The organism is Nonomuraea sp. H19 (assembly GCF_052068215.1).
Classification (GTDB): Bacteria; Actinomycetota; Actinomycetes; order Streptosporangiales; family Streptosporangiaceae; genus Nonomuraea.
The window spans coordinates 19,426-44,462 of record NZ_JBQHCV010000039.1; the positions used below are offsets into that span (position 1 = coordinate 19,426).

Annotated in this window: 31 protein-coding genes; 15 read left to right on the plus strand and 16 right to left on the minus strand. The window is 70.1% G+C overall.

Annotated elements, in window-relative coordinates; translation table 11 throughout:
• Positions 1 to 86 precede the first annotated feature (86 nt).
• Positions 87 to 1,001, plus strand: a complete 915-nt coding sequence (locus ACTMTI_RS50240; protein ID WP_441128002.1) for an NmrA family NAD(P)-binding protein — start codon at positions 87 to 89, stop codon at positions 999 to 1,001.
• Entirely contained in the window at positions 998 to 1,864 is an 867-nt protein-coding gene (locus ACTMTI_RS50245) for a TIGR03620 family F420-dependent LLM class oxidoreductase (RefSeq protein ID WP_441128003.1), read from the plus strand. Before ACTMTI_RS50240 ends, ACTMTI_RS50245 begins: the two co-directional genes overlap by 4 nt.
• Positions 1,865 to 1,988: 124 nt before the next feature.
• Here ACTMTI_RS50245 and ACTMTI_RS50250 read toward each other — a convergent pair whose 3' ends face one another.
• Positions 1,989 to 3,821 (minus strand): alpha/beta fold hydrolase, encoded by a 1,833-nt coding sequence (locus tag ACTMTI_RS50250; RefSeq protein WP_441128004.1) that lies wholly within the window; start codon positions 3,819 to 3,821, stop codon positions 1,989 to 1,991.
• Positions 3,818 to 4,411 carry a TetR/AcrR family transcriptional regulator gene (locus ACTMTI_RS50255; RefSeq protein ID WP_441128005.1) on the minus strand — a complete coding sequence of 198 codons (594 nt, stop codon included), beginning with the start codon at positions 4,409 to 4,411 and terminating at the stop codon, positions 3,818 to 3,820. The genes ACTMTI_RS50250 and ACTMTI_RS50255 overlap by 4 nt, the downstream gene beginning before the upstream one ends.
• A 251-nt stretch (positions 4,412 to 4,662) precedes the next feature.
• Between ACTMTI_RS50255 and ACTMTI_RS50260 the strand changes: the two genes are divergently transcribed.
• The 4 genes from ACTMTI_RS50260 to ACTMTI_RS50275 all read left to right on the plus strand — a co-directional run bounded on the left by ACTMTI_RS50260 (position 4,663) and on the right by ACTMTI_RS50275 (position 7,925).
• A complete protein-coding gene (locus tag ACTMTI_RS50260; protein ID WP_441128006.1) occupies positions 4,663 to 4,932 on the plus strand; it encodes a metal-sensitive transcriptional regulator in 270 nt (89 codons plus the stop codon).
• A gap of 75 nt (positions 4,933 to 5,007) precedes the next feature.
• A complete protein-coding gene (locus ACTMTI_RS50265; protein ID WP_441128007.1) occupies positions 5,008 to 6,339 on the plus strand; it encodes an MBL fold metallo-hydrolase in 1,332 nt (443 codons plus the stop codon).
• 39 nt (positions 6,340 to 6,378) lie between these two features.
• Complete coding sequence (locus ACTMTI_RS50270) at positions 6,379 to 6,957, plus strand: rhodanese-like domain-containing protein (RefSeq protein WP_441128008.1); 579 nt, start codon at positions 6,379 to 6,381, stop codon at positions 6,955 to 6,957.
• Positions 6,958 to 7,016: 59 nt separating this feature from the next.
• The gene (locus ACTMTI_RS50275; protein ID WP_441128009.1) at positions 7,017 to 7,925 is read left to right on the plus strand and encodes a sulfite exporter TauE/SafE family protein; all 909 of its coding nucleotides are present in this window, start codon (positions 7,017 to 7,019) and stop codon (positions 7,923 to 7,925) included.
• Here the strand turns inward: ACTMTI_RS50275 and ACTMTI_RS50280 are convergent.
• Both ACTMTI_RS50280 and ACTMTI_RS50285 read right to left on the minus strand, forming a co-directional pair.
• Positions 7,908 to 8,513 (minus strand): RNA-guided endonuclease InsQ/TnpB family protein, encoded by a 606-nt coding sequence (locus ACTMTI_RS50280; protein ID WP_441128010.1) that lies wholly within the window; start codon positions 8,511 to 8,513, stop codon positions 7,908 to 7,910. The genes ACTMTI_RS50275 and ACTMTI_RS50280 overlap by 18 nt on opposite strands.
• Positions 8,514 to 8,693: 180 nt before the next feature.
• Positions 8,694 to 9,308, minus strand: coding sequence for a TetR/AcrR family transcriptional regulator (locus ACTMTI_RS50285; protein WP_441128011.1), 615 nt, complete (start codon positions 9,306 to 9,308; stop codon positions 8,694 to 8,696).
• Between the two features lie 44 nt (positions 9,309 to 9,352).
• On the opposite strand from ACTMTI_RS50285, the gene ACTMTI_RS50290 reads away from it, so the two are divergent.
• Positions 9,353 to 10,633, plus strand: a complete 1,281-nt coding sequence (locus ACTMTI_RS50290) for a M14 family zinc carboxypeptidase (protein ID WP_441128012.1) — start codon at positions 9,353 to 9,355, stop codon at positions 10,631 to 10,633.
• Between the two features lie 125 nt (positions 10,634 to 10,758).
• Positions 10,759 to 11,175: a PPOX class F420-dependent oxidoreductase gene (locus ACTMTI_RS50295; RefSeq protein WP_441128013.1), complete on the plus strand. Its 417-nt coding sequence runs from the start codon at positions 10,759 to 10,761 to the stop codon at positions 11,173 to 11,175.
• Between the two features lie 91 nt (positions 11,176 to 11,266).
• Here ACTMTI_RS50295 and ACTMTI_RS50300 read toward each other — a convergent pair whose 3' ends face one another.
• The 3 genes from ACTMTI_RS50300 to ACTMTI_RS50310 form a co-directional block, all read right to left on the minus strand.
• A complete protein-coding gene (locus ACTMTI_RS50300) occupies positions 11,267 to 11,467 on the minus strand; it encodes a hypothetical protein (RefSeq protein ID WP_441128014.1) in 201 nt (66 codons plus the stop codon).
• Between the two features lie 102 nt (positions 11,468 to 11,569).
• Positions 11,570 to 12,043, minus strand: coding sequence for an ATP-binding protein (locus ACTMTI_RS50305; RefSeq protein ID WP_441128015.1), 474 nt, complete (start codon positions 12,041 to 12,043; stop codon positions 11,570 to 11,572).
• Positions 12,044 to 12,274: 231 nt separating this feature from the next.
• The gene (locus ACTMTI_RS50310; RefSeq protein ID WP_441128016.1) at positions 12,275 to 13,279 is read right to left on the minus strand and encodes a GlxA family transcriptional regulator; all 1,005 of its coding nucleotides are present in this window, start codon (positions 13,277 to 13,279) and stop codon (positions 12,275 to 12,277) included.
• Between the two features lie 71 nt (positions 13,280 to 13,350).
• Here ACTMTI_RS50310 and ACTMTI_RS50315 point away from each other — a divergent pair, with 71 nt between their 5' ends.
• Entirely contained in the window at positions 13,351 to 14,667 is a 1,317-nt protein-coding gene (locus ACTMTI_RS50315) for an APC family permease (protein WP_441128017.1), read from the plus strand.
• 180 nt (positions 14,668 to 14,847) lie between these two features.
• Here ACTMTI_RS50315 and ACTMTI_RS50320 read toward each other — a convergent pair whose 3' ends face one another.
• From ACTMTI_RS50320 to ACTMTI_RS50330, 3 genes are all read right to left on the minus strand, one after another.
• The gene (locus tag ACTMTI_RS50320) at positions 14,848 to 15,282 is read right to left on the minus strand and encodes an SRPBCC family protein (RefSeq protein ID WP_441128018.1); all 435 of its coding nucleotides are present in this window, start codon (positions 15,280 to 15,282) and stop codon (positions 14,848 to 14,850) included.
• On the minus strand, positions 15,279 to 15,521 hold the full coding sequence (locus tag ACTMTI_RS50325; protein ID WP_441128019.1) for a hypothetical protein: 243 nt from the start codon (positions 15,519 to 15,521) through the stop codon (positions 15,279 to 15,281). The genes ACTMTI_RS50320 and ACTMTI_RS50325 overlap by 4 nt, the downstream gene beginning before the upstream one ends.
• 189 nt (positions 15,522 to 15,710) lie before the next feature.
• Entirely contained in the window at positions 15,711 to 16,043 is a 333-nt protein-coding gene (locus ACTMTI_RS50330; protein ID WP_441128020.1) for a winged helix-turn-helix transcriptional regulator, read from the minus strand.
• An 81-nt stretch (positions 16,044 to 16,124) separates the two neighbouring features.
• Between ACTMTI_RS50330 and ACTMTI_RS50335 the strand changes: the two genes are divergently transcribed.
• The 4 genes from ACTMTI_RS50335 to ACTMTI_RS50350 all read left to right on the plus strand — a co-directional run bounded on the left by ACTMTI_RS50335 (position 16,125) and on the right by ACTMTI_RS50350 (position 18,524).
• A complete protein-coding gene (locus ACTMTI_RS50335; protein WP_441128021.1) occupies positions 16,125 to 16,697 on the plus strand; it encodes an NADPH-dependent FMN reductase in 573 nt (190 codons plus the stop codon).
• Between the two features lie 108 nt (positions 16,698 to 16,805).
• On the plus strand, positions 16,806 to 17,132 hold the full coding sequence (locus ACTMTI_RS50340; RefSeq protein ID WP_441128063.1) for a YciI family protein: 327 nt from the start codon (positions 16,806 to 16,808) through the stop codon (positions 17,130 to 17,132).
• 3 nt (positions 17,133 to 17,135) lie between these two features.
• Entirely contained in the window at positions 17,136 to 18,377 is a 1,242-nt protein-coding gene (locus tag ACTMTI_RS50345; RefSeq protein WP_441128022.1) for an RNA polymerase sigma factor, read from the plus strand.
• A 12-nt stretch (positions 18,378 to 18,389) separates the two neighbouring features.
• Entirely contained in the window at positions 18,390 to 18,524 is a 135-nt protein-coding gene (locus ACTMTI_RS50350) for a hypothetical protein (RefSeq protein WP_441128023.1), read from the plus strand.
• A gap of 79 nt (positions 18,525 to 18,603) precedes the next feature.
• On the opposite strand, the gene ACTMTI_RS50355 is transcribed toward ACTMTI_RS50350, so the two are convergent.
• The 5 genes from ACTMTI_RS50355 to ACTMTI_RS50375 form a co-directional block, all read right to left on the minus strand.
• On the minus strand, positions 18,604 to 18,936 hold the full coding sequence (locus tag ACTMTI_RS50355) for a DUF4235 domain-containing protein (RefSeq protein WP_441128024.1): 333 nt from the start codon (positions 18,934 to 18,936) through the stop codon (positions 18,604 to 18,606).
• 5 nt (positions 18,937 to 18,941) lie between these two features.
• Positions 18,942 to 19,592, minus strand: a complete 651-nt coding sequence (locus ACTMTI_RS50360) for a DUF3618 domain-containing protein (RefSeq protein WP_441128025.1) — start codon at positions 19,590 to 19,592, stop codon at positions 18,942 to 18,944.
• A 351-nt stretch (positions 19,593 to 19,943) separates the two neighbouring features.
• Positions 19,944 to 20,129 (minus strand): hypothetical protein, encoded by a 186-nt coding sequence (locus ACTMTI_RS50365; protein ID WP_441128026.1) that lies wholly within the window; start codon positions 20,127 to 20,129, stop codon positions 19,944 to 19,946.
• A 55-nt stretch (positions 20,130 to 20,184) separates the two neighbouring features.
• A complete protein-coding gene (locus ACTMTI_RS50370; RefSeq protein WP_441128027.1) occupies positions 20,185 to 20,628 on the minus strand; it encodes a VOC family protein in 444 nt (147 codons plus the stop codon).
• A 266-nt stretch (positions 20,629 to 20,894) separates the two neighbouring features.
• The gene (locus ACTMTI_RS50375) at positions 20,895 to 21,800 is read right to left on the minus strand and encodes an NmrA family NAD(P)-binding protein (protein ID WP_441128028.1); all 906 of its coding nucleotides are present in this window, start codon (positions 21,798 to 21,800) and stop codon (positions 20,895 to 20,897) included.
• A 189-nt stretch (positions 21,801 to 21,989) separates the two neighbouring features.
• On the opposite strand from ACTMTI_RS50375, the gene ACTMTI_RS50380 reads away from it, so the two are divergent.
• Both ACTMTI_RS50380 and ACTMTI_RS50385 read left to right on the plus strand, forming a co-directional pair.
• Positions 21,990 to 22,772: an arsenate reductase/protein-tyrosine-phosphatase family protein gene (locus tag ACTMTI_RS50380; protein WP_441128029.1), complete on the plus strand. Its 783-nt coding sequence runs from the start codon at positions 21,990 to 21,992 to the stop codon at positions 22,770 to 22,772.
• Entirely contained in the window at positions 22,769 to 23,167 is a 399-nt protein-coding gene (locus ACTMTI_RS50385; RefSeq protein WP_441128030.1) for a VOC family protein, read from the plus strand. Before ACTMTI_RS50380 ends, ACTMTI_RS50385 begins: the two co-directional genes overlap by 4 nt.
• 757 nt (positions 23,168 to 23,924) lie before the next feature.
• Here the strand turns inward: ACTMTI_RS50385 and ACTMTI_RS50390 are convergent.
• The gene (locus tag ACTMTI_RS50390) at positions 23,925 to 24,770 is read right to left on the minus strand and encodes an alpha/beta fold hydrolase (protein ID WP_441128031.1); all 846 of its coding nucleotides are present in this window, start codon (positions 24,768 to 24,770) and stop codon (positions 23,925 to 23,927) included.
• Between the last annotated feature and the right edge of the window lie 267 nt (positions 24,771 to 25,037).

Genomic DNA, 25,037 nt, shown 5'->3' on the forward strand with positions numbered 1-25,037 from the left:
GGCCCTCCATATCGTACTCACTCAGAACCGGAGGGGTCCCCCACTTAAGGGGCGGCCTCCGCATGCCTACCACCTGGAGACACATCGTGAAGACCATCGTGGTGATGGGGGCGACCGGCCTGCAGGGCCGGGCCGTGACGACGCAGTTGCTCGCCGACGGCTGGCGGGTACGAGCGGTAACCCGCGATCCGGACGCCGCAGCGGCCCGAACGCTCGCGCGGGCGGGTGCACAGCTTGTCCGTGCGGAGATGGACGACGTCGCCTCACTCATCGCCGTGGCCGAGGGCGCCTACGGCCTGTTCAGCGTGCAGCCCACCGTCGGCTCCCCCGGCACCCCGCCCGGCTTTTCCGCCGATGACGAGGTCCGCTGGGGTTGCAACGTCGCTGACGCGGCACACGCCGCCGATGTGCGGCACCTGGTCTACACCTCCGTCGCCGGCGCGGGCCGCCACGACACCGAGAAGCTGCCGCAGAACGTGGTGAGCAAGTGGCGGATCGAACGGCACATCACCCGGCTGGGCCTGCCCGCGACCTTCCTGCAGCCGGTCTCCTTCATGGAGAACTACACCGGCGCCTACCACCTGCGCGACGGTACGGTGGCCACCGCTTTCGCGGCCGGCGTACCGCAGCAGATCATGGCCGTCGACGACCTCGGCCTCTTCGCCGCCCTGGCCTTCGCCGAGCCGGGCGACTGGATCGGCCGCGCGGTGGACCTGGCCGGGGACGAGTTGACCCCGGTGCAGATCGCCGCGGCCATCTCCGAGGCCGTCGGCCGGCCGCTGCCGTACGTGGAGATCCCGATCGAGGCGATCGCGAAGGCCGGTAAGGAGTTCGCCTTCGCCTACACCTGGCTCAACGAACGTGGCTGGCGCGCCGATGTCGCCTTCGCCCGCGCGCTGCACCCCGGCCTGATGGATCTGCGCACCTGGCTGGCGCGGACCGGAGCGGCCCAGATCACAGGCTTCCTGGCCACACAGGACACTGCGAAGCAGGACCAGTGAGCACGCCTGACCTCGGACGGGTCGGCATCTGGGCGGGCGAGATGGACCGCTATCGCGCACCCGTCCTCCGCGAAGCAGCCGCCGCCGTCGAGGACCTCGGTTACCCGGCCCTGTGGTTTCCCGAGACGACCGGCCGCGAGGCCATGGCGCAGGCCGCGCTGCTGCTGTCGGCCACCCGCCGGACCGTCATCGCCACCGGCGTCGCCGGCATCTACGCCCGCGACGCCGTCACCACCGCGGCGGCGCAACGCACCCTTGAGGAGGCATTCCCCGGGCGGTTCCTGCTCGGGCTCGGGGTAAGCCACCCTGCTCTGGTCACCGACGTACGCGGCCACCGCTTCGGCCCGCCGCTGGCGACCATGCGCGCCTACCTGGACGCGATGGACGCCGCTCCCTTCGGCCCGCCGATCCCCGCACCGCCTCGGGTCCTGGCCGCGCTGGGCCCGAAGATGCTCAAGCTTGCCGCCGAACGAGCTCTGGGTGCCCACCCTCTGGGCATGCCGGTCGAGCACACCCGCCACGCCAGAAACCTGCTCGGGCCGCAGGCGCTGCTCGCCGTCACCCAGCTCGTCGTCCTCGACCCCTCCCGCGCCCGCGCGGCCGGGCTGGCCCGCGCCCACGCGGCCGCCGCCCTGCCCAACCAGCTCACGCTGCTGCGCGACCTGGGATTCGACAACGCCGAGTCCCTCGACGACCGGCTGGTAGAAGCACTGGTGGCCACCGGCGGCGCCGACGACATCGCGCGGCGGGTCGGTGATCACCTCGACGCCGGTGCAGATCACGTCAGCCTTCACCTGCTCACGGCCACACCGGACAAGCCGCCACTGGGCCAATGGGAAGAGCTCGCCGCACAACTCAGGTGAGCCCGCGGGACACGTTCGCCCGTATGGACGGAGGGCTTTCGGCGCCCGGCAAAGGGCTATGTCGGGCTGCACATCATGCACCGCGCGCTCTGACCGGGGCCAGGAACCGGCGCTCTTCCCTCGGTCACCGCGGACGTCCTTGGACCGCCCCGACCTCCGGACCGCCGCGCGCGTCCGGGGAGGCGGTGTGCTCGCGGATGGCCTGGGCGACGTCGTCCGGGTGCGTCAGCTGGGGGTGGTGGCCGGCGCCGGCGATCACCGTCACGGTGGCCCGCGGGAGCGTGTCCAGCAGGGCCTGCCCTTCGGGGGTGAGCGGATCGTGGGAGCCCACGATGACGTGGATGTGCCCCGGGTACTGCCGCAGCTTGGCCCGGAGGTCTTCCCGCCACCGTGGCCTCGCGGTGCCGGCCAGGAGCCGGGCGGCGGTGGCCGCGACCGTGCCACGGCGCAGGTCCGCCACGCTCGAGTGGAGCGCGCTCGCGTGCGCCGCGTTGCCGGTGAGCCGCTCGGCCAGCGCCTCGGGGTGCACTCGGCTGAGGAACCAGCGGGTCAGGGGCGCCCATCGAGTGGCGAGAGCGGGGCGCGCCTGCAGGAAGAACGGCGACACGAGCGTGAGCTGATCCACCGCGCCGGGATGGGCGGCGGCGGCCTCGACGGCGGCCGCGGCGCCGATGGAGTGGCCCACCAGATGACGGGCGCCGGTCTCGGTCAGGAGCGCGGTCAGCCAGGCCTGCCAGTCGTCGCGGCGTCCCGCGGTCATCCCCAGCCCGGGCAGGTCGACGGCGCGGGCGCGGCCCACCCCCGCGACGACCGGCGCCCAGGTGTCGGCGTTGACCGGCAGGCCCGGCAGCATCACCGTGAGAGCACCCGGTTCGCCGAGCTCGAACGTCCGGATCTTGCCCGGCGCGGTGAACCGCCTGCCACCGGCAGAGGCGTCCCCGAAGCGGTGCGCCGCCAGGTAGTCGGCCCAGCGGCGGATCGTGGCGGCGGTCTCCGGCATGGCCAGCCCGTGACGGGTGGCGAAGGCACGCGCCGACTCGGTCGGGTAGCGGTCGCTCGACAGGAACGTCAAGGTCTCCGGATCGGCCTTGGTGAGCCACTGGGGCAGGCGCTTCACGAGCGGCACCGGAATCCGCGCACGGGGCGCCTTGACCCGGTAGTGCTCCGCGACGAGCGCGAGCAGGCCGGGCAGTGGGGGCGTGTCGTCGTCCAGCAGCCAGTACGCGGCGCGCTCGGCGGCCTCGTCCACCGGCAGCAGGGTCATGAACCGGGCGAGGTGGTCGACCGCGAGCACGGGGACGAACGTCCGCGCGTTCCCCGGCACCGCCGCAAGGGTGCCCCGCCAGATGTCCTTCACACTCGACGCGAGCCCCAGGTACTGATCGGACTCGCCGGTGATGCTGTCACCGATCACGCTCGCCGGGTTGACGATGGACCAGGGAACGCCCAGCCGGTCTGCCTCGGCCTGGAAAACGGCGTCCGCCTCGGCCTTGGACGCCTCGTAGGCGCCCAGGACCTGGTAGGTATTCCGCCTCCGCTCTTCACTCCAGGGAGCAGGGTCCTGCCCGCCCACGCGATAGCCGGAGACGTGAACCAGGCGGCGCAGGCGCGGCTGCCGCGCCGCGAAGGCGACGACCGCGCGGACGCTGTCGACGTTGGCGCGACGGGCCTCGTCCGCCGACATCCCGAAGCGGTAGGCGCCGGCACAGTTGTAGATCTCAGTGACGTCGTCACACTGGCCGTCGATCAGCGACGGACTCGTGAAGTCCACCCGGAGGTCGGCTGGAGCCTCGTCATGCCCGTGCTCGGCCAGCCATCGGGCGAGCCGCCGGTAGGACTCGTGGTTCCGGCCGGCCGTACTCACCCGGACACCGGCACGGCCGAGCTCGAGAACCAGATGGCGCCCGATGAAGCCGGTCGCCCCGAACACCAGCGCGTGCCGCTCCTCACCGCTCACGACGAGGCCTCCGCACCCTCGTCCAGCAGTACGGCGAGCGCCTGGCCGGCGCAGTGCAGCGGCTCGGTCGACCGCTGCGCGCGCGACACGATCATCGCTCCCTCCACCATGCTGACCACGGCCGTGGCCATTGCCCGGGCGGCGGGACGAGGACGGCCGTGTGTGACGAGATACTCGGTCACCGGCGCGATCCAGGACTCGAAGGCGTTCGCGCAGGCGCCCCGCAGCCGCTCACTTTGCGCGCCCATCTCCAATGTCACCACCGAGACCGGGCATCCCAGATGGAAGTCGCTGTCCGTGAGCATCCCGGCCAGCACGTCGATCACGCGGCGCACCACGTCACCCGGCGTGGCCGACTCCAGCGCGGAGTCGGCGACAAGGGAGCCGAACCGTGCGGCCGCAAGTTCGACGGCCTTCTCTCCGAGCGCCTCCTTCCCCTGCGGGAAATGGAAGTACAGCGACCCCTTGGGGGCGCCCGCGTGCTCCACCACCGTGTTGAGTCCCGTGCCGCTGTAGCCGCGCGTCTGGATCAGCTCGAGCATCGACTCCACCAGCCGCGTGCTGGTCCTGGCTCCTTTGGTTCCAACCATGGAAGAAAAATAGACCGGTCTATATATTTTTCCAAGCGCAGACCGGTGTCAGGTAGGCGAATGCGGCCACTCAGGCGAGGGCAGGGATCTCGATCCGGGTGCGGCCGCCGGGCGCGACCAGGCACGGCAGCACGACTTCCCCCTCAAGAAGGCGGATGTGGCTCTACCGCAACGGCGCCGATGCGGGGCGCGGCAACCGCCTCGCCGTACCCATTTGCTTTGATTGATACCCCCTAGGGTATAGTGAGGGCATGGAGCTGAACGAGGGCATGGTGGGCGACGCACTGACCCGGTTGAAGCGGGCGCATGGCCAGCTGGCCGGAGTGATCGCGATGATCGAGGCCGGCGAGGACTGCACGAAGGTGCTCACCCAGCTCGCCGCCGTGTCCAAGGCACTGGACCGCGCCGGCTTCAAGATCGTCGCATCCGGGCTGCGGCACTGCCAGGACGCCCAGAACCGCGGCGAGCAGCCCCCGATGAGCGTCACCGAATTGGAGAAGCTCTTCCTGGCCCTCGCATAGACCAGCGGCCGCGGGCTCCGCGGCCGCATTTTTGTATCCCATCGATACCCCCAGGGGTATGGAAGGAGCACGTTCATGGACGTCTTGTCATTTCGCACACCTGGACTGGGCGACCAGACCTACCTGCTGACACACGAGGGCAAGGGGGTGCTCGTCGATCCCCAGCGCGACATCGACCGTTTCCTGGAGGCCGCCGCGGAGCATGACGTGGACCTGCGGTTCGTCCTGGAGACGCACCTGCACAACGACTACCTCTCAGGCGCCGAGCAGGCCGCCCTGCGTACCGGCGCCGAGCTGGTGCTGCCCGCCGCCGCGGCGGCGGCCTACCGGCACACGCCCGCCTTCCACCTGGAGGACATCGACGGCGGCGGCCTGACCATCCGGCCGGTCCACACGCCGGGCCACACCCCCGAGCACACCAGCTACCTGGTGCTCATCGCCGGGGAGCCGGTCGCGGTGTTCTCCGGCGGCAGCCTGCTGATGGCCTCGGCCGGGCGGACCGACCTGCTCGGCCCCGAGCGCGCCCGCTCGCTGGCCCGCCTCCAGCACATCTCGCTGCGCCGGCTGGCCGCGCTGCCACCCGGCGTCGGGCTGTACCCCACGCACGGCGCGGGCTCCTTCTGCACCACCACCGGCGCCGGAAGCCTCACCTCCACCATCGGCGCGGAGGTCAAGGACAACCCGCTGCTGGCCATCGACGAGAGCGAGAAGTTCGCCGACGCGCTGCTGGCCGCGCCGATGCCCATCCCCGCCTTCTACAAGTACATGGGCCCGGCCAACACTCTCGGCGTGCCACCCATGCCGCCCGTCAAGGTCTCAGAACTCGACCGGGTCCCGGACGGGACGCAGGTCGTCGACATCCGGCCGCGGCAGGCGCAGGCCCGCGGCATGTTGCCCGGCTCCCTCGGCATCGAGCTGGACGACGACTTCGGCAGTTGGACCGGGTGGCTGCTGCCTTATCAGGAGCCGATCACGCTGGTCGCCGAGTCCGGGCAGGACGTCGCCGGGGCCGTTGCCCAGCTCGCCCGGATCGGCATCGACAGCGTCCAGGGCGTCGTCCGCGACCTCGGCGAGGCCGCAGCGCAGACGTACGAGCTGCTGGAGCTCGACGCCTTCGTCGAGCGGCTCGCCCGGCCCGGCGCGCAGGTGCTGGACGTGCGCATGCCCAGCGAGAGGGAAGAGGCGCGGCTGGAGGGCGCGATCGAGCGCTTCCTGCCCGAGCTGTTCATCCAGGGCATCCCCGGCGAACTCGATTCGGCGCGTCCGGTCTTGGTCGCCTGCGGCTCCGGACGCCGCGCCGCCATCGCCGCCGGACACCTCGCCCGCAAGGGATACCGGCCGATCGCACTCACCGGCGCCGGCATCCCCGAGGTCGCCGCCGTACTCAAGAAGCACCACGCCGCCTGACCGCCGTACGTGACCACGCCAGAGCAGGAGAACCCCATCTTGTCCCGCATCGACACCGCATCCGCCCGCTCGCTGCTCGCCGCCGGCACCGATGTCCTCGTCGTGGACGTCCGCACCCCGGCCGAGTTCGAGTCCGCACACATCGACGGCGCCATCAACCTGCCCCTCGACCAGATCGACGCCCTCATGCGGCGCCTCGTCACCGACGCCGACGGGCGCATGCTGCTCATCTGCCAGTCCGGCAACCGCGCGGAACGCGCCAGAACGGCCCTCGCCGATGCCGGGCTCTCCGACGTCACGGTCCTGGACGGCGGCATGAACGCCTGGATCGCCTCCGGCGCGCCGGTCAACCGCGGCCGAGCGCGCTGGCCGCTGGAGCGGCAGATCCGCCTCGTCGCGGGCACCATCGTGTTCGTCTCCGTCGTGGCGAGCCTCTGGATTCCCGCGGCGGTGATCGTGGCCGCGTTCATCGGCGGCGGCCTGATGGTGGCCGCGCTCACCGACACCTGCGCCATGGGCATGCTGCTGTCGAAGCTGCCCTACAACCAGGCGGGCGGGGTCGACGTCGAGGCCGCCATGACGCGCCTGCGCCGTACCTCTGCCGGTCCCGGCGCCTGACCCCGCAGACCGCCGCACCAAGGCCGACCCGTCACCGTCACATACCCCCGGAGGTATCTATGATCGCCTTGAGCCTCACCGCCGCTGTCCTGGTCGGCGTGATGCTCGGCCTGTTCGGCGGTGGAGGGTCGATCCTCACCGTGCCGATGCTCGTCTACCTCGCGGGGGTCCCGTCCAAGGCGGCCATCGCCATGTCATTGTTCGTCGTGGCCGTGACCAGCGCGGTCAGCGCCATCAGCCACGCCCGAGCCGGGCGCGTCCGGTGGCGAACCGGGCTGGTCTTCGGCGCGGCGGGCATGGCGGGTGCGTACGGCGGCGGGCTGATCGGCCCGCACCTGCCCGAGCAGCTGCTGATGACGGCATTCGCGGCCATGATGCTGGCCACCGCCATCGCCATGATCCGCGACCGCCGCATCACGGCCGTCGCGCCGCCGCGGCGAGACCTGCCCGTGCCGCATGTGATCGCCGAGGGCATCGCGGTCGGCCTGGTGACCGGGCTCGTCGGAGCGGGCGGAGGGTTCCTGGTCGTCCCCGCGCTCGTGCTGCTCGGCGGCCTGCCCATGGGGATGGCGGTGGGCACCTCACTGTTCGTCGTCGCCATGAAGTCGCTGGCCGGACTGGCCGGATACCTGCAGAGCGTGCCCATCGACTGGTCCCTGGCCCTCATGGTCACTGTGGCGGCCATCAGCGGCGGGCTCGCCGGCGGTGCCCTCGCCGGCCGGTTGGACGCCGACCGCCTGCGCCGGGCGTTCGGCTGGTTCGTCCTCGCCATGGGCGCTTTCATGCTCGTCCAACAGGCGCCGCCGGCGTTGCTCCACAGCACGTGGGGCGCCGCGCTGGCCGCCATCGCGGGCCTGTCGGCCACCCTCGCACTTGCCCTGCGCTTGCGCCATCGCAGAGCGAGGGCGAGGAATCCATCGTCGCCGGTATCTGGGGACGGGAATGCGCTGTCAACTACCACCGGCTGAAGCCGGTGGCTTGCTCTCACGGTCCCGCCTGGCTGAGGGGAGGCCGGTAGCGTGTGGCTGGTTGACAGCAGCCCAGCCCGCAACGCCGCGTGCGGCGATGTTGCGGGCCGCGATGTGGTCGGCGTGCCCAGCGAGGCCACATCCGGTGCAGACGAACCGGCCCCGTGCCGGCCGATTCGCTCTGGAGACACACCCGCAGTCGGGACAGGCCTGCGAGGTGTGGGCCGGGTCGACCAGCATGAAGGCGACTCCGGCGCGTTCGGCCTTGTAGCGGGTGAACGCGATCTGCTGGGCGAGGGCCCAGTTGTGCAGGGTGCGCCGCTGGAGCCGGTGAGCCCTTACCCGCCCGCGGATGCCCTGCAACTCCTCCAGGTCGACCCCGCGGCCGGTGCGTTCGGCTTCGCGCACCACGTACTTCGAGATTTGGTGGTTGAGGTCGGTCATCATCCGGTGCTCACGCCCGGACAGGCGGCGCAGCACCCGCCGCGCCGCGCTGGTGCCCTCGGCCTCCAGGCGGCGGCGTTGCCGATGCCGCCGCTCCCGCAGCGTGCTTCCTCGCGGTCCTGAAGGACCGGGTCTCCGCGCCACAATTCAGATGAAGCCCGTCACTCTCGCCGCCGCCAACTGGACCGCCGGCGGTTACCCGGTCAGCGGTGAGGGCTGTTCAGGGGTTGTGGTCATATCCGGCCGGAATTCCGTTATGCGATGAGGTGCAGGTCAGCGCTCGGGCACCGGGATGTGCTTGAGGTAGGGGTGCCGGGTGGGAGGTCAGGGCGGGCCGAGCACGTCCGGGGTGACCAGGGCGCGGGCGGCGTCGGCGAAGTACTGCTCCGGGCCCGCGTGGGTCAGTCCGAGGATGACGCCCTGGCTAAGACCGACCAGGAGGGCGCGCAGCGCCGTGGCCAGGCGTTGCGCCTGCCGCGGCGTAAGCGCGGCCCCGTTGTGGCACCTGCCGGCCAGCAGCGCGGCCAGCCGTTCCTCGTGCGCCAGGACAGAGGCGGCGAGCTTGGCCCGCAGTTCGGGGTCGCGCAGCGCCAGGTCCTGCAGGCTGATCTCGAACGACAGGTGGCTCAGCGCGTCGGGGTCATCGCACAGGCGGCGGTAGTGGCGAGCGAAGTCCTCCACCGCCTCGACCAGATCGAGACCGGTGGAGACGGCCTGTTCGATGCCGTCGTAGTGCGGGCCGAGGTAGTCGATGACCAGGGCGATCAGCAGGCCGTTCTTGCTGCCGAACAGCGAGTAGACGGCGCCAGTGGTCAGCCCGGCCTGTTCGGCGATCTCCTCCAGCTTGGCTCGATAGCCGTCCTTGGCCACGATCCGGCGGGCGGCGTCCAGCAGCGCCCGCCGGTTCCGCTCCTTGGCCTCGGCCCTTGTCACTCTCATAATCTTATTATTACAGTAATGCCGTTATGAATATCGCGGAGTACATGAACCGAGTCCCCGGCTATGCCACGTTCCCGTCGGTCGACGCCATGCAGGCCGAGCTGGAGGAGGTCGCCACCGCCCATCCCGGCCTGGTGCAGTTGCGGCACATCGGCGCCTCGCGGCTCGGTGAGCCGTTGCGCGCCCTGACCATCGGCGACGGCCCAGCCGATGCGGTGGTCATCGCCGGACCACATCCCAACGAGCCCGTCGGCGCCCTGACCGCCCTCACGCTGATCAGGCTGCTGTGCCAGGAGCCGGCCTCGCTGGGCTATCGCTGGCACATCGTCGCGTGCGCGGATCCGGACGGCGCCCGGCTGAACGAGGGCTGGTACGGCAGGCCGGGCGACCGCCGCGCCTACGCCGAGCACTTGTACCGCCCCGACCTGGCCGACCAGGTCGAGTGGACCTTCCCGCTGACCACCGGCGACTACCGGTTCGACCGCCCGCTACCGGAGACGGCCGCGCTCATGCGGCTGATGGACGAGGTACGCCCGTCGCTGGTCTACTCCCTGCACAACGGTGAGTACCAGGGCGCGTTCTTCTACATCAACCGTGAAGACCTGGCGCTCGCCGAGCAACTGGCCGCTTTGCCGGGCCTGGAAGGCCTCCCGCTGCACCACGGCGAGCCGGAACTGCCCGGCGCCACGCCGATCGCCCCCGCCGTCTACCTGACTCCGCCCGGGTCACAGGTGGGCGCGGCCTTCGGCGTCGGCGGCAGCAGCGCCGACTACGCAGCCAGATACGGCGCGCTCCACCTGGTCACCGAGGTGCCCTACTGGACCGACGAGCGCGTGTCGGACCGGAGCCCTACCGGCCGCACCTACGGGGAGATCGCCGCCGAGGGAGTCGCGGCCCGGCGCGAGCTGATCGACACGCTGCAGGTGAGCATGCAGGCTGTCGCCGGGGATCTGACCGTGCATTCGCCGTTCCGCCGCTCGACCGAGGGAACGCTGGAGGTCTTCCGTAAGCTCGGCGAGCTGGAAGAGGCCTCGCACGATCCCGAGCGGCCGGGCACGGTCGCCGAGGAGTTCGGCAACCGCCAGATGCTGCACCTGCTGCGGCTGCGCCTGCTCGGAGTATTCCTGCGCATGCTGGACGCAGAGCTCGCCGCCGGCAATCTGGCATCAGCCATCCGCCAGCAGCGCCGCCTGCTCGCCGAACGCTTCGACCTCTGGTTCGGTCAGGCCGAGGCCGACTCCCCCGGCCCGCCGATCGAGATCCGCAAGCTGGTCGCGGTGCAGCTCGGTGCCGCCCTGATCGCCGCCACGCACACGGCGCGGTGAACCGCCGCGCCTGTCGATCGGCGCTGAACCCTGTTGATGGTCCCGCTCCACAGGCCTATTCAGGGGCGCCACCTGGTATCCCACCGAAGTTCGCTTAGAAACGTTAGCTGAATCAAGGGAAATACATGGAAGTCGAACAGGCCCAGAAGTTCCTGCGCAATCACCATCACGCGGTTCTCAATACCTGGCGCAAAGATGGATGCCCCCAGCTCTCACCCGTGATCGTCGCACTCGACGGTGCTGGTCGCGTTGTGTTGAGTACGACGGAGACGCGAGCCAAGACCCGCAACCTGCGGCGAGACCCACGAGGTTCGGTGTGCGTCTTCACAGACCGATTTTTCGGGCCATGGGTGCAGGTCGAGGGGCATGCAGAGATTCTTTCACCGGACGTGGGGCTGGATGCTGAGGCTCTCAAGAACCTGCACGGCGCGCTCAGCGACGAATACCCCGACTGGGAGACGTTCCTGTCGAACATTCATGCTGAAGGACGCGTAGCGATCCGCTTCACAATCGAGCGCGCCAGCGGTGTTACCCAGCTATAAGGCACCTGACGGGCAGGCCGCGTCCCTGCGGATCGGCAACGGAACGTTGTCGGGCATGACAAAGACGCCTTTCTGCGGACATTTGGAGGAATTACGCCTTTTCGAGCCGGCTGGTGAGCGGAAGCAGCACCAGCGGGATCACGACGGACGCCGTGAGTGCGGTCAGCAACGGCACGCGCTCGCCGGGCGTGATGGTGCAGCAGCTGGATGTGGATCGCCAGGTGCGGCGCGGCGCGGCCGGGCCGCCGGTCTCGCGGAGCTGATCCCACCGTCCGGCACGCGCCCAGCCCACGAGATCTCCGCGAGGGTTGAGCACGAACTGGCCGCCGCTGGGGTGGGGCTCACCGACCTGGACGGCGTCGAGTTCTGATCGGACGGTCGCGAGCCCTGGTCGTCATCTTGCCGGCTGCCGGTTTCTCGTCTGGTCGCCGTGCCGGGGCTGTGGGATGCCTGCGGTGCCGTTCGCCCGGCCCGTGTCGGGGGCCGGCAGACGCATGTGCAGGCTGAGCAGCGAACCGAGCCCGGTGTGCTCTAGTTCGACCTTGTCGCACAGGTACTGGATCAACCACAGGCCGAATCCGTGCGGGCGTGTCGGGTCGAGCTCGGCGGCGGCCAGGTGATCCCGGCTGAGCCGGCCGCCGACGTCGAGCACCTCCACCGCCAGCTCGTCGCGGGTGCTGCGCGCTGTGACCAGGCCCGCCTTGCCGCCGTGGATCAGCACGTTGGCGACCGCCTCGTTGACCGCCAGCACCAGGTCCTCCAGCCGCTCGCCGGTCAGCCCGACGTAGCGGCCGCACAGGCGTACCAGGTCCCGGATGAAGTCCAGGTCTGCGCGGATGGGGCAATGCAGCTCGAACGCCACACTCATGATCGTCTCGCCTCTCCGGGGGGCAGGAACGGATAGACGGCTACAACTCCCCTGCCCGTGGGCTGACCGCCAAACGAGGCACCCCAGACGGGCACGTCCCAGGGCATGCGCTTGGCAGAGGATCTCCAGCCCAGACAGAGCCAGAAGCGGCCTGCAGGTTTGATCGCGCTCGTGGCAGGCCCGAGTTGTCCAGGAAGGACAGTTCGGGCCGCCGCCCGGAAGGGCCCCGCGTCAGCCCGCCGTAGCACTTCGGTGGCGGAAGATGTGGCGGTACGTCTGCGGGGAGACCGTGGTGAGCCGGCCGAAGTGGCGGCGCAGGTTGGCGGCGTTGCCGAAGCCGGTTCGCCGGGCGACGGACTCGACCGGGTCGTCGGTTGTCTCCAGCAGGTCCTGGGCGAGCCGCACCCGCTCCTGGAGGAGCCACTGGAGCGGCGTCGTGCCCAGGGTGTCGCGGAAGCGGCGGGCGAAGGTGCGCTCGCTGAGGTGGGCCTCGCGGGCCAGGCGGGCGACGGTCAGCGGCTCGTGGAGCCGCTCCCGCGCCCAGTCCAGCGCCGGGCCGAGGCCCTCGTCGCGCCGCCGGGCGCGCGGCGGCAGAGGCTTGGCGTACTGGGTCTGCCCGCCCTCGCGGTGCGGCGGCACCACCATGCGCCGGGCGACCTCGTTGGCAACCGCCGAGCCGTGGTCGTGGCGCACCAGGTGCAGGCAGAGGTCGATCACGGCGCCGGTCCCGGCCGAGGTGAACACCGTGCCGTCCTCGATGTAGAGCGAGGACGGGTCGTAGGTGACCAGCGGGAAGCGGTGCGCGAAGTCGACCGCGTTCATCCAGTGGGTCGTCGCCCGTCGGCCGTCGAGCAGCCCGGCGGCGGCCAGCACATAGGCGCCGCTGCACAGGGAGACGATCCGCTTGCCGCGCTCGTGGGCGGCGCGCACGGCGTCGAGCAGGGCGGGCGGCGGATCGAGCTGGACGCGGCGGGGGCAGGCCGCCACCACCACCGTGTCCGCCTCCACCAGCTCGTCCAGGCCGTACGGGCTGTGCAGGGTCAGCCCGGCGGAGGTCTGCAGCGGACCCGGCTCGGCGGCACAGAGCCGCAGTTCGTACCACGGGTCGGTGATGTCGCTGCGGTCGATGCCGAACACCTCGCAGGGGACGGCGAGCTCAAAGGTGGCCGCGCCGCCGGTGACCGCCACCGCGACGACGTGCCGGCGGTTCTCGTCCTTCTTCGCCTCCTTGGTCATGGCAGGAATGTAGCGCACGTCGTCGTTTCCGCCACTGGTCCGGTGTGGCCGGTGCTCGGAAGGCTGGCGGCATGCCTTATCAGACGACCAGCCCCGCCGCGGGACGGCTCACCGCTGCGCAGGGCACCGCCCTGTACGTGGGCGCCGTGCTCGGCACCGGAGTCATCGCCCTGCCCGCGCTGGCCGCCGAGATCGCCGGACCGGCCTCGCTGCTGGCCTGGCTCGCCCTCGTCGTGCTCTCCGCGCCGCTCGCTGCGGCCTTCGCCGCGCTCGGCGCACGCCATCCCGATGCCGGCGGGGTGTCGACGTACGCCCGGCTCGCGTTCGGCGAGCGGACCGCCGCGGTGGCCGGCTGGTGCTTCTACCTGGCCATTCCTCTGGGCGCCACGGCAGCCGCCCTCTTCGGCGGCTCCTACGTCGCGGCCGCGCTCGGCGGCGGAACGACGACCACCGTGGTCACGGCCGCCGCGCTGATGGCCGTGGTCACCGCGGTCAACGCCATGGGCCTGCGGCTCACCGGCCGACTGCAGTTCGTGCTCTTCGGGCTGCTGCTCGTGCTGCTGACGGTGTCCGTCCTGCTGTCCCTGCCGCACGCGCGGGGCGAGAACCTGCAGCCGTTCGCCCCGCACGGCTGGTCGGCCGTCGGCCCGGCAGCGGCTCTGCTGGTCTTCAGCTTCGCCGGTTGGGAGGCCGTCGCTCACCTCGCGGGCGAGTTCCGCCGCCCCGCCCGTGACCTGCCGAGGGCCACGGCGGCCGCGGTGGTGATCGTGGGCGTGCTGTACCTGGCGGCGGCCTTCGCGGTGGTCGCGGTGCTCGGCGACACGGCGGCCCGTTCCAGCGCGCCGCTCGGCGACCTCATCGCGCTCGCCCTCGGCGGCGGGGCGCGGCCGCTCGCCGCGGTGGCCGCGGTGCTGCTCACCTTCGGCACCATGAACACCTACTACGCGGGCGCCGCCAAGCTCGGCGCAGCACTGGGCCGCGACGGGGCGCTGCCCCGCTGGTTCGCGCGGGGCAGCACGGCGGGCGAGACGCCTCGCCGCAGCCTGTTCTTCGTCTCCGCGCTCGCCCTCCTCACGCTCGCCCTGGTGGCTGCGACGGGGCTGGGCGCGCGGCCGGCGGTCATGCTCTCTGCCGCTTCCTTCGCCGTGGTGTACGCCATCGGCGTGGCCGCCGCCATCCGCATCCTGCCCCGCCGCAGCGCGGGCCGTTGGTCGGCCTGGGCGGCCCTGGTCGCCGTACTGCTCCTCCTGGTCTTCTCCGGGCCGTACCTGCTCTGGCCGCTCCTGGTGACCGGCGCGGCGCTCCTCTCGGTCCGGGCCCGAAGGACGGCAGCACGTACGCGGACACGCTTCTGGAGAAGGAGCCCGGCAGCCGCGCCCGACTCCTGATCAGCCGGCGGGCGCGTGTGCCGAAGGAGTCGACGGGATGGCCATGTGCGGCCGCTCTTCACTCACCCACCGTGCCCCTTCAGGGGAGTAGTTCCCAGTGGGCGCCGGTGATGTGGTTGCCGATCGGTCAGATCACAGCCGGTCCGTGATGGCGATCGGCCGCCCGCTGCCCGGGCCTGGTCATGGCTGCGTCGACCGAGCGATCGCCTCCTGCCATGAACGCAGGAACGAGGGGTATTCGGTGGCGAACTGGCGCAGTTCCCCGGCTGCGTGGGGGGTCAGTGCCGTGAGGTCGTAGACGACATGGACGGTCGAGTGCCCGTCGCCGTCCTTGTCGAGCGTGACCGTGACGGTCCCGGCGCGTGATCCGGGGGTGACTCTGGCGTAGGAGATGCGGCGGCCCTGTTCTCGATCGAGCACCACCCAGGTCGTCTGCTCTCCATGCGTGGTCTCAAAGACGGTCCCGGGGGCGGTGTCATCGCGCGTCGGGACTGGGAAGCGCGGCAGCCAGCCGTCGACCCAGCGCTCCTCGCCCCGGGGTGTGAACAGCTTGAACGCCTTCTCCGGCGGGAGGTCGACCTTGATCTGCCCTTCCAGGCGGTGCCGGGCGCTCACTTTTCGGCCAGCCGATGGGCGTCTGCGGTGGTCAGCGTCATGTCATAGACCGCCTTCAGTTGTTTGATCTTCTCGATCGTCTCGGCAGAGAAGGGCGCCTTGCCTTCGAAAGCGTGCAGCGTGATTCCTTCGACGAGATCCCCGAGGGGCATGTCCAGGTACTCGGCCAGGCCCTTGAGGACCTTGAGCAGACTCCGCTCGATCCTGAGTCCGGTTTGTACACGTTCTACGGTTACCATGGTAACAAAGTACCAGGGTGGTTACACTCGTCCCCGGAATGGGCGTGGTGAACGCGGCGGTGTCATGGCGCAGGAACGTGGCGTGACCGGTCAGATAGCGGGCGGCCGCGTCGATGCCACCGCGGTGCCCTGGAGCAAGAGCGGCGGCTTGGGCGTCGAGTGCCGTGGCGGCCTGGATGGCCTGGGTGGCTAGGCGGACTCGGCCTCCGGCAACGGGATCCACTTGTGCGCCCAGGTCACGAGCTCGTCCAGCACCGGCCGCAACTCCTGCCCCATCTCGGTCAGGTGGTATTCGACCCGCACCGGCGACGTGGCCAGGACGCGACGCTCGATGAGCCCGGCGGCCTCGAGCTCGCGCAGCCGCCGGGCCAGCATCGTGTCGTTGATGCCGGGAATGGCCGCCTTGAGCTCGGCGTACCGGTGGGCACCATCGAAGATCATGCGGATCACCGCGCCCGACCACCTGGCGCCGATCAGCTCCAAGGCGGTGTGGAAACGCACGCAGACCAAATTGCGACTCACGCCACAGATCATACCAGTTGCTCTGGAATGTGTAGTTACTCAATAATGTTTAGCAGCTAGTCGCCAGTGAAGGAGCACGTCATGGAAAACCCGGTCCTGCAGATCATCGTCGCCAGCACGCGTCCGGGCCGCGCGGGGCGCACCATCGCCGACTGGTTCCACGCCAGGGCCGTGGACTCCGGGCTTTTCCAGGTCGAGCTCATCGACCTCGCCGAAGTCGGGCTGCCGTTCCTGGACGAGCCCAACCACCCCAGGCTGCGGCAGTACGTGAACGCGCACACCAAGGAGTGGAGCGCCACCATCGACCGCGGCGACGCGTACGTGTTCGTGACCCCCGAGTACAACCACAGCTTCAACGCCGTGCTGAAGAACGCCCTCGACTACCTGCACCAGGAGTGGCAGCACAAGACGGCCGGTTTCGTCAGCTACGGCGGAGTCTCCGGCGGCACCCGCGCCGCGAACAGCCTGCGCCAGGTCACCAGCACGCTGAAGATGATCCCGGTGCTCGAGGCGGTGAACATCCCCTTCCACGCGCAGTTCATAGGCGAGGACGGCAAGCTGCACCCCAACGACGTCATGGACGCCGCCGCCGACGCCATGCTCGCCGAGATGGCCAGGCTGACCGGCGCCCTGCGCCCGATGCGCGTCGCCTGAGCCGCGCTGCGCACGTGTCGCCGGGCCGTAGGTGTGTCCGGAAGCGCTCCCCCCGTTCGTCACTATGGTGAATGGCCCTTCAAGGCAAGGAGCGCAGGGTTGAAGTACATGATGTTCGTCTGCACCGACCTCGAACCGGACACTGACCAGGAGAACGAGCCGGACATCGACGCCTGGGTGTCGGAGAACGACGCTCGTGGGCGACGCTTGCAGGGCACGGCGCTCGCCCCGACATCCGCGGCCACCACCGTCCGCGTCCGCAACGGCGAGCTGTTGATCTCCGATGGTCCCTTCACCGAGACCAAAGAGGTGATCGTCGGTTTCGACCTGCTCGAGTGCGCCGACCTGGACGAGGCGATCGAGGTCGCTCGCGCCCACCCCATGGCACGAGCGGGACGGCTGGAGCTGCGGCCGTTCGCCGACCTCGACCAGTAGACCGTGACCGACAGGCAGCGGGCCGCGGCGGCTTCGGCCGCCGCGGCCGCGTCCGACGCATATCCCCGCATCGTCGCCGCCCTGATCCGCGTGACCGGCGACTGGACGCTGGCCGAGGACTGCGCCCAGGAGGCGCTGGCACTGGCCCTGCAGCGGTGGCCCGCGGACGGTGTACCGGTGAACCCCGGGGGCTGGCTCATGACGGTGGCCCGCAACCGTGCGATCGACACGTTGCGGCGCGCGTCGGTGGAGCGCAGAAAGCTACGCGACCTCGCGGTGCTCGAATTCACCACCGAGAACGCGGACATCGCCACGGAAACAGCCCAAGCGAAGGAACAAGTTGTGGACGATCGGCTACGGCTCATCTTCACGTGCTGCCACCCTGCGCTCGCACTCGAGTCACGCGTGGCGCTGACCCTGCGGACGATCTGCGCAGTGCCGACCGCCGACATCGCCCGCGCCTTCCTGTCCAGCGAATCGGCGATGACTCGCCGGCTGACCCGGGCCAAGTCGAAGATCGCCGCTGCCGGGATCCCGTACCGAGTGCCCAGTGGCCCTGCGCTCGCCGAGCGGCTGCCCGGCGTCCTCGCCGTGCTCTACCTGCTGTTCACCCGCGGCTACAACGCCGACGGCGAGCCCGCGTTCGCCGAGGAGGCGATACGCCTGGCACGGCTGCTCAATGAGCTCATGCCAGGACAGCCCGAAGTGTCCGCGCTGCTGGCCCTGTTCCTCTTCCAGCACTCCCGCTGTGAGGCCCGCCGCGACGCCGACGGCAACCTGCTCGCCCTTGACCAGCAGGACCGGTCCCGCTGGAACCACGCCGCGATCGCCGAAGGCCGCGACATCCTGACCGGGATCGAGCAGGACGGCCCCTATGCGCTACAGGCGCGCATCGCCGCCTGCCACGCCACCGCCGCCACCGCATCCGCCACAGATTGGCCGACGATCGCCCAGTGCTACGACGAACTCGCCCGCATCCATCCCACACCCGTGGTCGAGCTGAATCGCGCTGTGGCGCACGGCTACGCACATGGGCCCGTGGCCGGGCTGGCGCTGCTCGCCCAGGCACGCTCCGGCGGGGCTCTCGACGGCTATCCCCTCGCCATCGCCGCAGAGGCCGACCTCACCGCCCGCCTCGGTGACCACGACCGCGCCGCCGCCTTGTTCCGGCAGGCCGCCGCCGTCGCCCACAGCGAGCCCGAGCGCCGGGCCCTGCTCGACCGCGCCAACGAGAATGCTCGATAGGAAGCGAAAGCCATGCAGAACGTCGAAACCACGACTCTTCTTGCTTACCAGAACGCTCAACGGCGGCACGTCCAGGGAATCCTGGAGGGCCTGAGTGAGCGGGAGCGGGAAGTCCTCCTGCACGTCATTGCCACGCCGGTCATCTAGACGCGACCCGTGAGCTCATCGACGGCAGACCTGGCCGGTGCTGTAGGTAAGACGCAGTTCAGTGGGCGCGTCCGGGACATCACCACCGGCCGGCCCCCTGCGCCGGCCGGCGGCGTCCGGCCGCTTCATGACCCGAGTCCTTCTTGTGCCGGCTGTCACCCGGCCAGCGTCCGGTCGCCTTGCGAACGCCGGAGGCACCGGCGCGTTGCACGGCCGCCTTCACCAGGCCGAAGATGGCACCCTGCAGCATGGCGGCCACCAGCACCTCACGCCAGGTGTAGTCCTCGTCGTCGGCGTCAGGGGCGTCGTCCTCGTCCGCGATGACCTTCCACAGCTGCTTGAACAGCGCGCTGGCGATCAGCCCGCCCAGCACGCCGAACAGCAGTGTCAGTGATTTGTAGATCAGAGTCATTGTGATCATTCCATTCGGGTCTGCCGGCGGCCGTGTTGGCGGCGCCGTAGCCACATCAGCAGGAGCAGGGCGACCGTGGCGGCTACTGCGCCCTGCGCCCTGGGCGCGACCACTGGTGAGGCAGCGGCAAGGCGAGCCCTGGCTGCGGCCGTGGTGGCGATGTCGCCGGCCATGACCGCGCCACCGAGGTCGGCGGCCTTCTCGCGCAGCTGTGCTCCGCGCTGCCATGCCGCGTGTATTACTCGTTGCCAGGTGGTCTGCCGAGGAGCGGTACGGCGGCGCCACTGTAGCCATGCCGCGATGGCGGCGGCACCGGCGGCTGTGATTACGGCACCGCGACGCACCGCTGGAGCATTGCCCTGCGAGGTGATCTGCCGCGCCTTGGCGGTGAACTGGGTGGCCATGCTTTGGGTTTGTGAAGCGGCCTGCCGCGTCCGGGCGGCGACGATCGCCTTGGCCTGCTCGGCCTTGTCCTTGGCTCGGGCCTTGACATCCGCCTTGGCGGTCAGCGCGTCCACCGTGTCCGCCAGACTCTCGCGCGTCTCGGCGATATCCGCACGTAGCTGCTCCGTGGAGCCGGCCTTGTCATCATCCTTGTGGGGCGGTCCGCCTCTTGCGGCCTCGGTGCTGCCGTGAGGTGATCGGCTGGTGGTCATCGTGGTGCTCTTTCCTTGATCGCGGTGACGTCTTGTCTGGTGCTGTCCATGGCCTGCTCAGGCACCAGCGCGTCGCATGAGTGACCTGTTCGCGGCCTGTCAGGCCCAGCACCGCGGCCGCCGCCGGCAGTATTTCGCTCGCCCGGCTCCAGACGCCCCGGCAGGCGGTTGTGCCGCATTCATCCCGCGTCTCCTTGCCGCTGAGCGAAGTCTGCGAATCCTTCCTTCCTTAGCCGTACCGCTGCCCTGAACAGCCCGCAGCATGTCCCCCGGGACTTGACCGTCGTGACCGTTCAGCGACTGCCCGTGACGACGGAGGAGAGCGCCGCCCCAGCGGATCGCGAACGGTGCTCACCCGCTCGCTGCCGGACTCGCCGGACCGGCGTCCCCGGCCTGTTCGCGCACCAGGTACTGCGCGTACCAGTCCGGCCAGTCGGGGTCGGGCTGCCCGGTCTCCTGCTCATGCCGGCCGTGCGCGGCCTCCGCGCGGCGCAGGGCCTCGGCCAGGTCGGCCACGGAGTCATAGGTCAGGTACATCTCGGTACTCCTGCTGTGAGGACAGTCATCCGGCCACCGCGCTCCGGCTCCGGGCTCACCGGCCCGGAAGGCGGGTGGTGACCTCCTGGAGCATCCAGCCGTTGCCATCGGGGTCACTGAACGAGGCGAAAGAGCCGTAGCTCTTGCGGTCCGGAGCCGGGCCGGACACTCGTCCCGCGGTCCCGGCATGGTGCCACACCCCGCCCTCGTCATGGAACACCTCACCGACGTCGGCCCCGCGGTCGATGAGCTCGGACCGTGCCGCCTCGATGTCGTCGACGATCAGGTACAGGCCCTGCATCGAGCCGGGCGCGGCCGAGGTGATCCCGCTGCCGAAGATGACCGAGCACCCAGAGCCGGGTGGAGTCACCTGCACCACCCGGAAGCCGTCACCAGCGGCGAAGTCGGCGTCCTCCCGCCACCCGAGCGCCTTGTAGAAGTCCTTGGCCCGGTCCACGTCGGCGACCGGCACCACCACGACCTCGAGCTTCACGTCCACGCGTGGGCTCCTCCCCCGCTGATGCCCATGGCCGGTGTCTGCCAACGGCCGGCGTCCTTTCCACACTCGCGCTCCCGGCCGTCTCCGTCCAGGAGAAGCAGATTCAAATATCAGCAGGCGGTCGCCCAGCTCTTTGAGGGGTACGTCAGGGAATGGCGCCGAATGAGACAAGACACCTCCTGGCCAAACCGCATGAAATATCACCCGATCCTGGCCCATTCCCCTGTTTTTGGCGTACTCCGGTGGCCGGCCCCGGCCGGAGCGGCTCAGCCCAGGTAGAAGTCCCGGCGAGCGGTCACGAACGCCTCGATCGTCTGGGCAGGTACGCCCGTCACGCGTTCGACGTCGTCGGACGCGCGGTCGTAGCGGTTCTCGCGGTGCAATCGGGCCATGGTGGCGATGTGCTGTTCGGCGTGCGGCGGCAGGCCCGCCTTCGCGAGCACCTCGGCCCGCCACCGGTCCAGCGGCACGTCCACATAGGACACCGGACGCCCCCACGCCCGCGAGAACTCCTCGGCCATCTCCGTCATGTCGACCGTTCGTGGCCCGGTCAGCTCGTAGACGTGCCCAACGTGCGGAGCCGGATCGCGGAGCACGGTGGCGACCACCCGGGCGACGTCGTCCACGGCGACCGGCGACGTGCGCCCGCTGCCGAACGGCAGTGCGATCGTGCCGTTCTCCCGGATCGATCGCGCCGCCAGCGTGGTGAACAGCGGATTGTCCAGGAACGACGTCGGCCGGATGTGTACCACCGGCAGGCCCGACCAGTCGAGCACCTGCTCCGCGAGCCAGTGCAGCCGCTGCTGGTGCGACTCCGCGGTGCTGGTGGCGGTCATCTGCGACACCGTCATCTGTGACATGCCGACCAGGCCGGCCAGTTCCCCGTGCTCCCGCGCCACGGTGGCCACGACGGTCGCCGCCAGCAGATGGTCCGGCGACACGGGCATCGCGAAGTACATCCGCCCGACCCCCTCCAGCGCGGCCGCGACGCTCTCGGGCCGGGTCAGATCGCCGACGACCACCTCCGCGCCGAGCGCACGCAACTCAGCCGCACGATCGTCGTCTCGGCGGACCATCGCGCGTACCGGCACGTCCTGCGCGCGCAGTTGGCCGAGGACCGTGCGGCCCACGCCACCGGCCCCGGCGATGAGAACAAGGTTCCTGGCAACCATCGGTCGATCGCTTTCTGTAGCCGACCATCTGAGCGGAGGTGTGATCACACGTGCGTGTGCCCGGCAGCAGGATCCGCTCCTTCAGCGGTGTACCCGCGCCCGTACATCGCGACCTGGGCAACCACGGCGAGCGCCTGACTCCTCCCGCAGGTCCAGTCGATCAAATCAGTTTGATGTATGGTGGTGACCATGGCACTGTCCGGACAAGCCGCCCCGCCGCCGTTCGTCCGGTTGGCCGCCAACCCGGTGCGTTGGCGGCTGCTGAGCGAACTGGCGCACAGCGATCTACGCGTGCGGGAGCTGGTAGCCCTGGTCGACCAGCCGCAAAACCTGGTCTCCTACCATCTGCGGCTGCTGCGCTCCAGCGGGCTGGTCGTGGCCCGCCGGAGCAGCTTCGACGGCCGCGACAGCTACTACCACCTGGACCTGGAGCGCTGTGCGGACGCGCTGGCCGCCGCCGGCACTTCCCTGCATCCCGCGCTACGTCTGGTCCCCGCGACGATCGCGGCCGAAGACTCGACGGCACCCTCCGTGCTGTTCGTGTGCACCGGCAACAGCGCCCGCTCACCCATCGCGGAAGCCCTGCTGCGCCACCGCACCCGCAGCCGCGCCGAGGTGACCAGCGCCGGCAGCCACCCCAAACCGCGCCTGCACCCCAACACCGTGCGTGTGCTGCGGCAGCAGTACGGAATCGACATCGCTGATCAGCGTCCGCGGCATCTGGACACGATGACCGGCCGCCGCTTCGACTACGTCATCAGCCTGTGCGACAAGGTCCGCGAGGTGTGCCCCGAGTTCGATGACCACCCGCAACGCCTGCACTGGAGCATTCCCGACCCGGCCGCCACCGGCGACGACACCGCCCAGGCCGGCTACCCCGCGTTCGACCGTACCGCTGCCGAGATCGACACCCGCATCCGATACCTGCTGCCCATCCTTGCCCACACCCCACACCGGGAGGTCCAGCCATGACACCCGACCAGTTCGCCAGCGTCCGCTACATCGTCGACGATGTCCAGGCGGCCATCGACTTCTACACCACCCACCTTGGATTCACCGTGCACACCAGCGCCGCACCCGCGTTCGCCGATGTCATCCGCGGCCCGCTGCGGCTGTTGCTGTCGGGACCGGCCAGCTCCGGTGCCCGCGCCACGCCCAATGACGTCACCACCGGCGGCCGCAATCGCATCCATCTCATCGTCGCCGATCTCGACGCCGAAATCGGCCGGCTACGCACCGCGGGACTCGCTTTCCACGGCGACGTGGTCGCCGGCCCCGGCGGACGCCAAATCCTGCTCACCGACCCCGCCGGCAACCTCATCGAACTCTTCCAACCCGCCCACCGGCCGGCCGAGAACGGCGCCTGACGCCCACGTCCCTGGCAGTCGCAAGGATCAAGACCTCGTGGTCGGAACACAGTAGCCCGCGTGAACATCGAGGACACGGTGGAGCGACTACTCCGGTGGCGCCCGCTTGGACCAGCCGGTCGATCAAGGGATCAACGTCGCGGATCTGTGCGCGCCGTCGCCGGTGAGCAAGGCAGGCCGGTCGTCAATCTCTGGAGAGCTTCAGCAGGTTGTAGGGATTCTTGGCGGCGCTTCGGACTGCTTCGCGGAGTTGCTGTGTCGATAGCCCTGTGGCCAGTGGCTCGACCTGCGCGCTGAGGACCTCGACCGGGTCGACGTCCTGCCCGGGGCGGCATGGCCGGCAGACCGGTCGGCCCTCTCGATCGGGATGCCGGAACGTCGGGGTGACCGCACTGATGGCAGACGTGTCCGGCACTCCGAACGCGGGCCTTGCATTTCGCGCAGATCCCGGTGCCTTGCCGGCGCTCGCTGCAGATACGGGTGCCAGCACAGGAAGGGCAGCGTGGGAGCACGATCCGCCGAGCGCCGGCCGCGGCCAGGCGGTGGATGGTCGACGGCAACCGGACCTTCAGGTCGACCGCAAGTCAGCAGCGCGGGATCGGCGGTGATGGGGACGGCCATGCGGCGCCGTTTGGCCGTCCCCGATGCGCAGGCTTCTCGATTGCGCCCAGGATCGCCTCGTGGGTCAGGGCGGATTCCAGCGCTGCCACGAACACAGGACAGAGACATGATCACCACAGCCGCCGCGTCGTTAGCCTCAAGGAAACACCTGGTCGTGGAGGAAGTCCCGCAGGTGGGCGGTGAGGACGGTGGGCTGGTCTTCAGGGATGAGGGTGTAGCTGTCGGCGATCTCGACGAGCTTGGCCTGCGGCAGTAGCTCGGCCAGGCGGCGGCCGTGGGAGGGGGGCATCACGCGGTCCTCGGCGGCCCAGGCGACAAGGGCGGGGCGATCGAAGGTGCGAAGCGCCTCGGACCAGGCGAGCAGCTCGGCCTTCGGCGGGGTGCTGAGGACGTATTTGCGCAGGTCGCGGCGTACCTCGGCGGAGCTGACCACGGGCTGGAACCAAGCGTCCATGATCTCGGACGGCACCGGCCGCTTGGTCATCCAGCCCCAGGTCACCGGGAGTCGGCGCATGAATTTCAGGCGGAGCAGGTTGAAGGCCAGGGCCAGGCCGCCGGGCAGCCTGGCGGAGGTGACCAGGTTGCTGCCGGGCAGGCCGGGCGGGTAGTTGTCGAAGGCCTCGCAGGAGGTGATGACGAGCCGGCCGATGCGGGCCGTGCGGCCGTCGGCGACAAGGCTCTGTGCACCACCCCAGTCGTTGAGCACCAGCGTGACATCGCTCAGGTCAAGCTGTTCGAGGAACTCGTCCACCAACCGGGCGACGCCGAGGATCGACAGGTCGGCGTCCGGGTGCATCGGCCGGCGGTGGCCACCGAGCGGGAGAGTAGGGACGACGCAGCGGAAGTCGTCCCGGAGTCCGGCGACAACGTGGCGCCAGAGCGAACCGTCCATGGCGACGCCGTGCAGCAGGACGACCACGGGGCCGTCACCGCCGGTGTCCTGGTAGTCGATGGTCCCTGCCGAGAGTTCCAGCTCGGGCATGAAGGCCCCTTTACGCTCGTGACGATGGATCGGCCGTGTTAGATGCGTGGTGCTGGAGTTGCTGAGGGAGCTCAACACCGCAGCACCTTGATGCACCTGATTTGTAGTCGGGTCGGCAGTCACGGGGGTGGTGGCCGTGGAAGCGTAGAGACTCGATGATCGGGCGAACCGTCCCGAAGGATCATCAGGCTGGTCGCCAAAGCTGCAGCGGCAGTCCATCGGAGGGCATTGCGTTCGAAGCTGAATCGCGTGGCGAGCCACTGGAAA

What these genes read in the sequence shown, in the direction of transcription:
- ACTMTI_RS50255 (WP_441128005.1), bottom strand. Translation starts at nt 4,411, where the DNA reads ATGGTTGGAACCAAAGGAGCCAGGACCAGCACGCGGCTGGTGGAGTCG.
- ACTMTI_RS50260 (WP_441128006.1), top strand. Translation starts at nt 4,663, where the DNA reads ATGGAGCTGAACGAGGGCATGGTGGGCGACGCACTGACCCGGTTGAAG.
- ACTMTI_RS50265 (WP_441128007.1), top strand. Translation starts at nt 5,008, where the DNA reads ATGGACGTCTTGTCATTTCGCACACCTGGACTGGGCGACCAGACCTAC.
- ACTMTI_RS50275 (WP_441128009.1), top strand. Translation starts at nt 7,017, where the DNA reads ATGATCGCCTTGAGCCTCACCGCCGCTGTCCTGGTCGGCGTGATGCTC.
- ACTMTI_RS50285 (WP_441128011.1), bottom strand. Translation starts at nt 9,308, where the DNA reads ATGAGAGTGACAAGGGCCGAGGCCAAGGAGCGGAACCGGCGGGCGCTG.
- ACTMTI_RS50290 (WP_441128012.1), top strand. Translation starts at nt 9,353, where the DNA reads ATGAACCGAGTCCCCGGCTATGCCACGTTCCCGTCGGTCGACGCCATG.
- ACTMTI_RS50295 (WP_441128013.1), top strand. Translation starts at nt 10,759, where the DNA reads ATGGAAGTCGAACAGGCCCAGAAGTTCCTGCGCAATCACCATCACGCG.
- ACTMTI_RS50305 (WP_441128015.1), bottom strand. Translation starts at nt 12,043, where the DNA reads ATGAGTGTGGCGTTCGAGCTGCATTGCCCCATCCGCGCAGACCTGGAC.
- ACTMTI_RS50310 (WP_441128016.1), bottom strand. Translation starts at nt 13,279, where the DNA reads ATGACCAAGGAGGCGAAGAAGGACGAGAACCGCCGGCACGTCGTCGCG.
- ACTMTI_RS50315 (WP_441128017.1), top strand. Translation starts at nt 13,351, where the DNA reads ATGCCTTATCAGACGACCAGCCCCGCCGCGGGACGGCTCACCGCTGCG.
- ACTMTI_RS50325 (WP_441128019.1), bottom strand. Translation starts at nt 15,521, where the DNA reads ATGGTAACCGTAGAACGTGTACAAACCGGACTCAGGATCGAGCGGAGT.
- ACTMTI_RS50335 (WP_441128021.1), top strand. Translation starts at nt 16,125, where the DNA reads ATGGAAAACCCGGTCCTGCAGATCATCGTCGCCAGCACGCGTCCGGGC.
- ACTMTI_RS50340 (WP_441128063.1), top strand. Translation starts at nt 16,806, where the DNA reads ATGATGTTCGTCTGCACCGACCTCGAACCGGACACTGACCAGGAGAAC.
- ACTMTI_RS50350 (WP_441128023.1), top strand. Translation starts at nt 18,390, where the DNA reads ATGCAGAACGTCGAAACCACGACTCTTCTTGCTTACCAGAACGCTCAA.
- ACTMTI_RS50355 (WP_441128024.1), bottom strand. Translation starts at nt 18,936, where the DNA reads ATGACTCTGATCTACAAATCACTGACACTGCTGTTCGGCGTGCTGGGC.
- ACTMTI_RS50360 (WP_441128025.1), bottom strand. Translation starts at nt 19,592, where the DNA reads ATGACCACCAGCCGATCACCTCACGGCAGCACCGAGGCCGCAAGAGGC.
- ACTMTI_RS50365 (WP_441128026.1), bottom strand. Translation starts at nt 20,129, where the DNA reads ATGTACCTGACCTATGACTCCGTGGCCGACCTGGCCGAGGCCCTGCGC.
- ACTMTI_RS50375 (WP_441128028.1), bottom strand. Translation starts at nt 21,800, where the DNA reads ATGGTTGCCAGGAACCTTGTTCTCATCGCCGGGGCCGGTGGCGTGGGC.
- ACTMTI_RS50380 (WP_441128029.1), top strand. Translation starts at nt 21,990, where the DNA reads ATGGCACTGTCCGGACAAGCCGCCCCGCCGCCGTTCGTCCGGTTGGCC.
- ACTMTI_RS50385 (WP_441128030.1), top strand. Translation starts at nt 22,769, where the DNA reads ATGACACCCGACCAGTTCGCCAGCGTCCGCTACATCGTCGACGATGTC.
- ACTMTI_RS50390 (WP_441128031.1), bottom strand. Translation starts at nt 24,770, where the DNA reads ATGCCCGAGCTGGAACTCTCGGCAGGGACCATCGACTACCAGGACACC.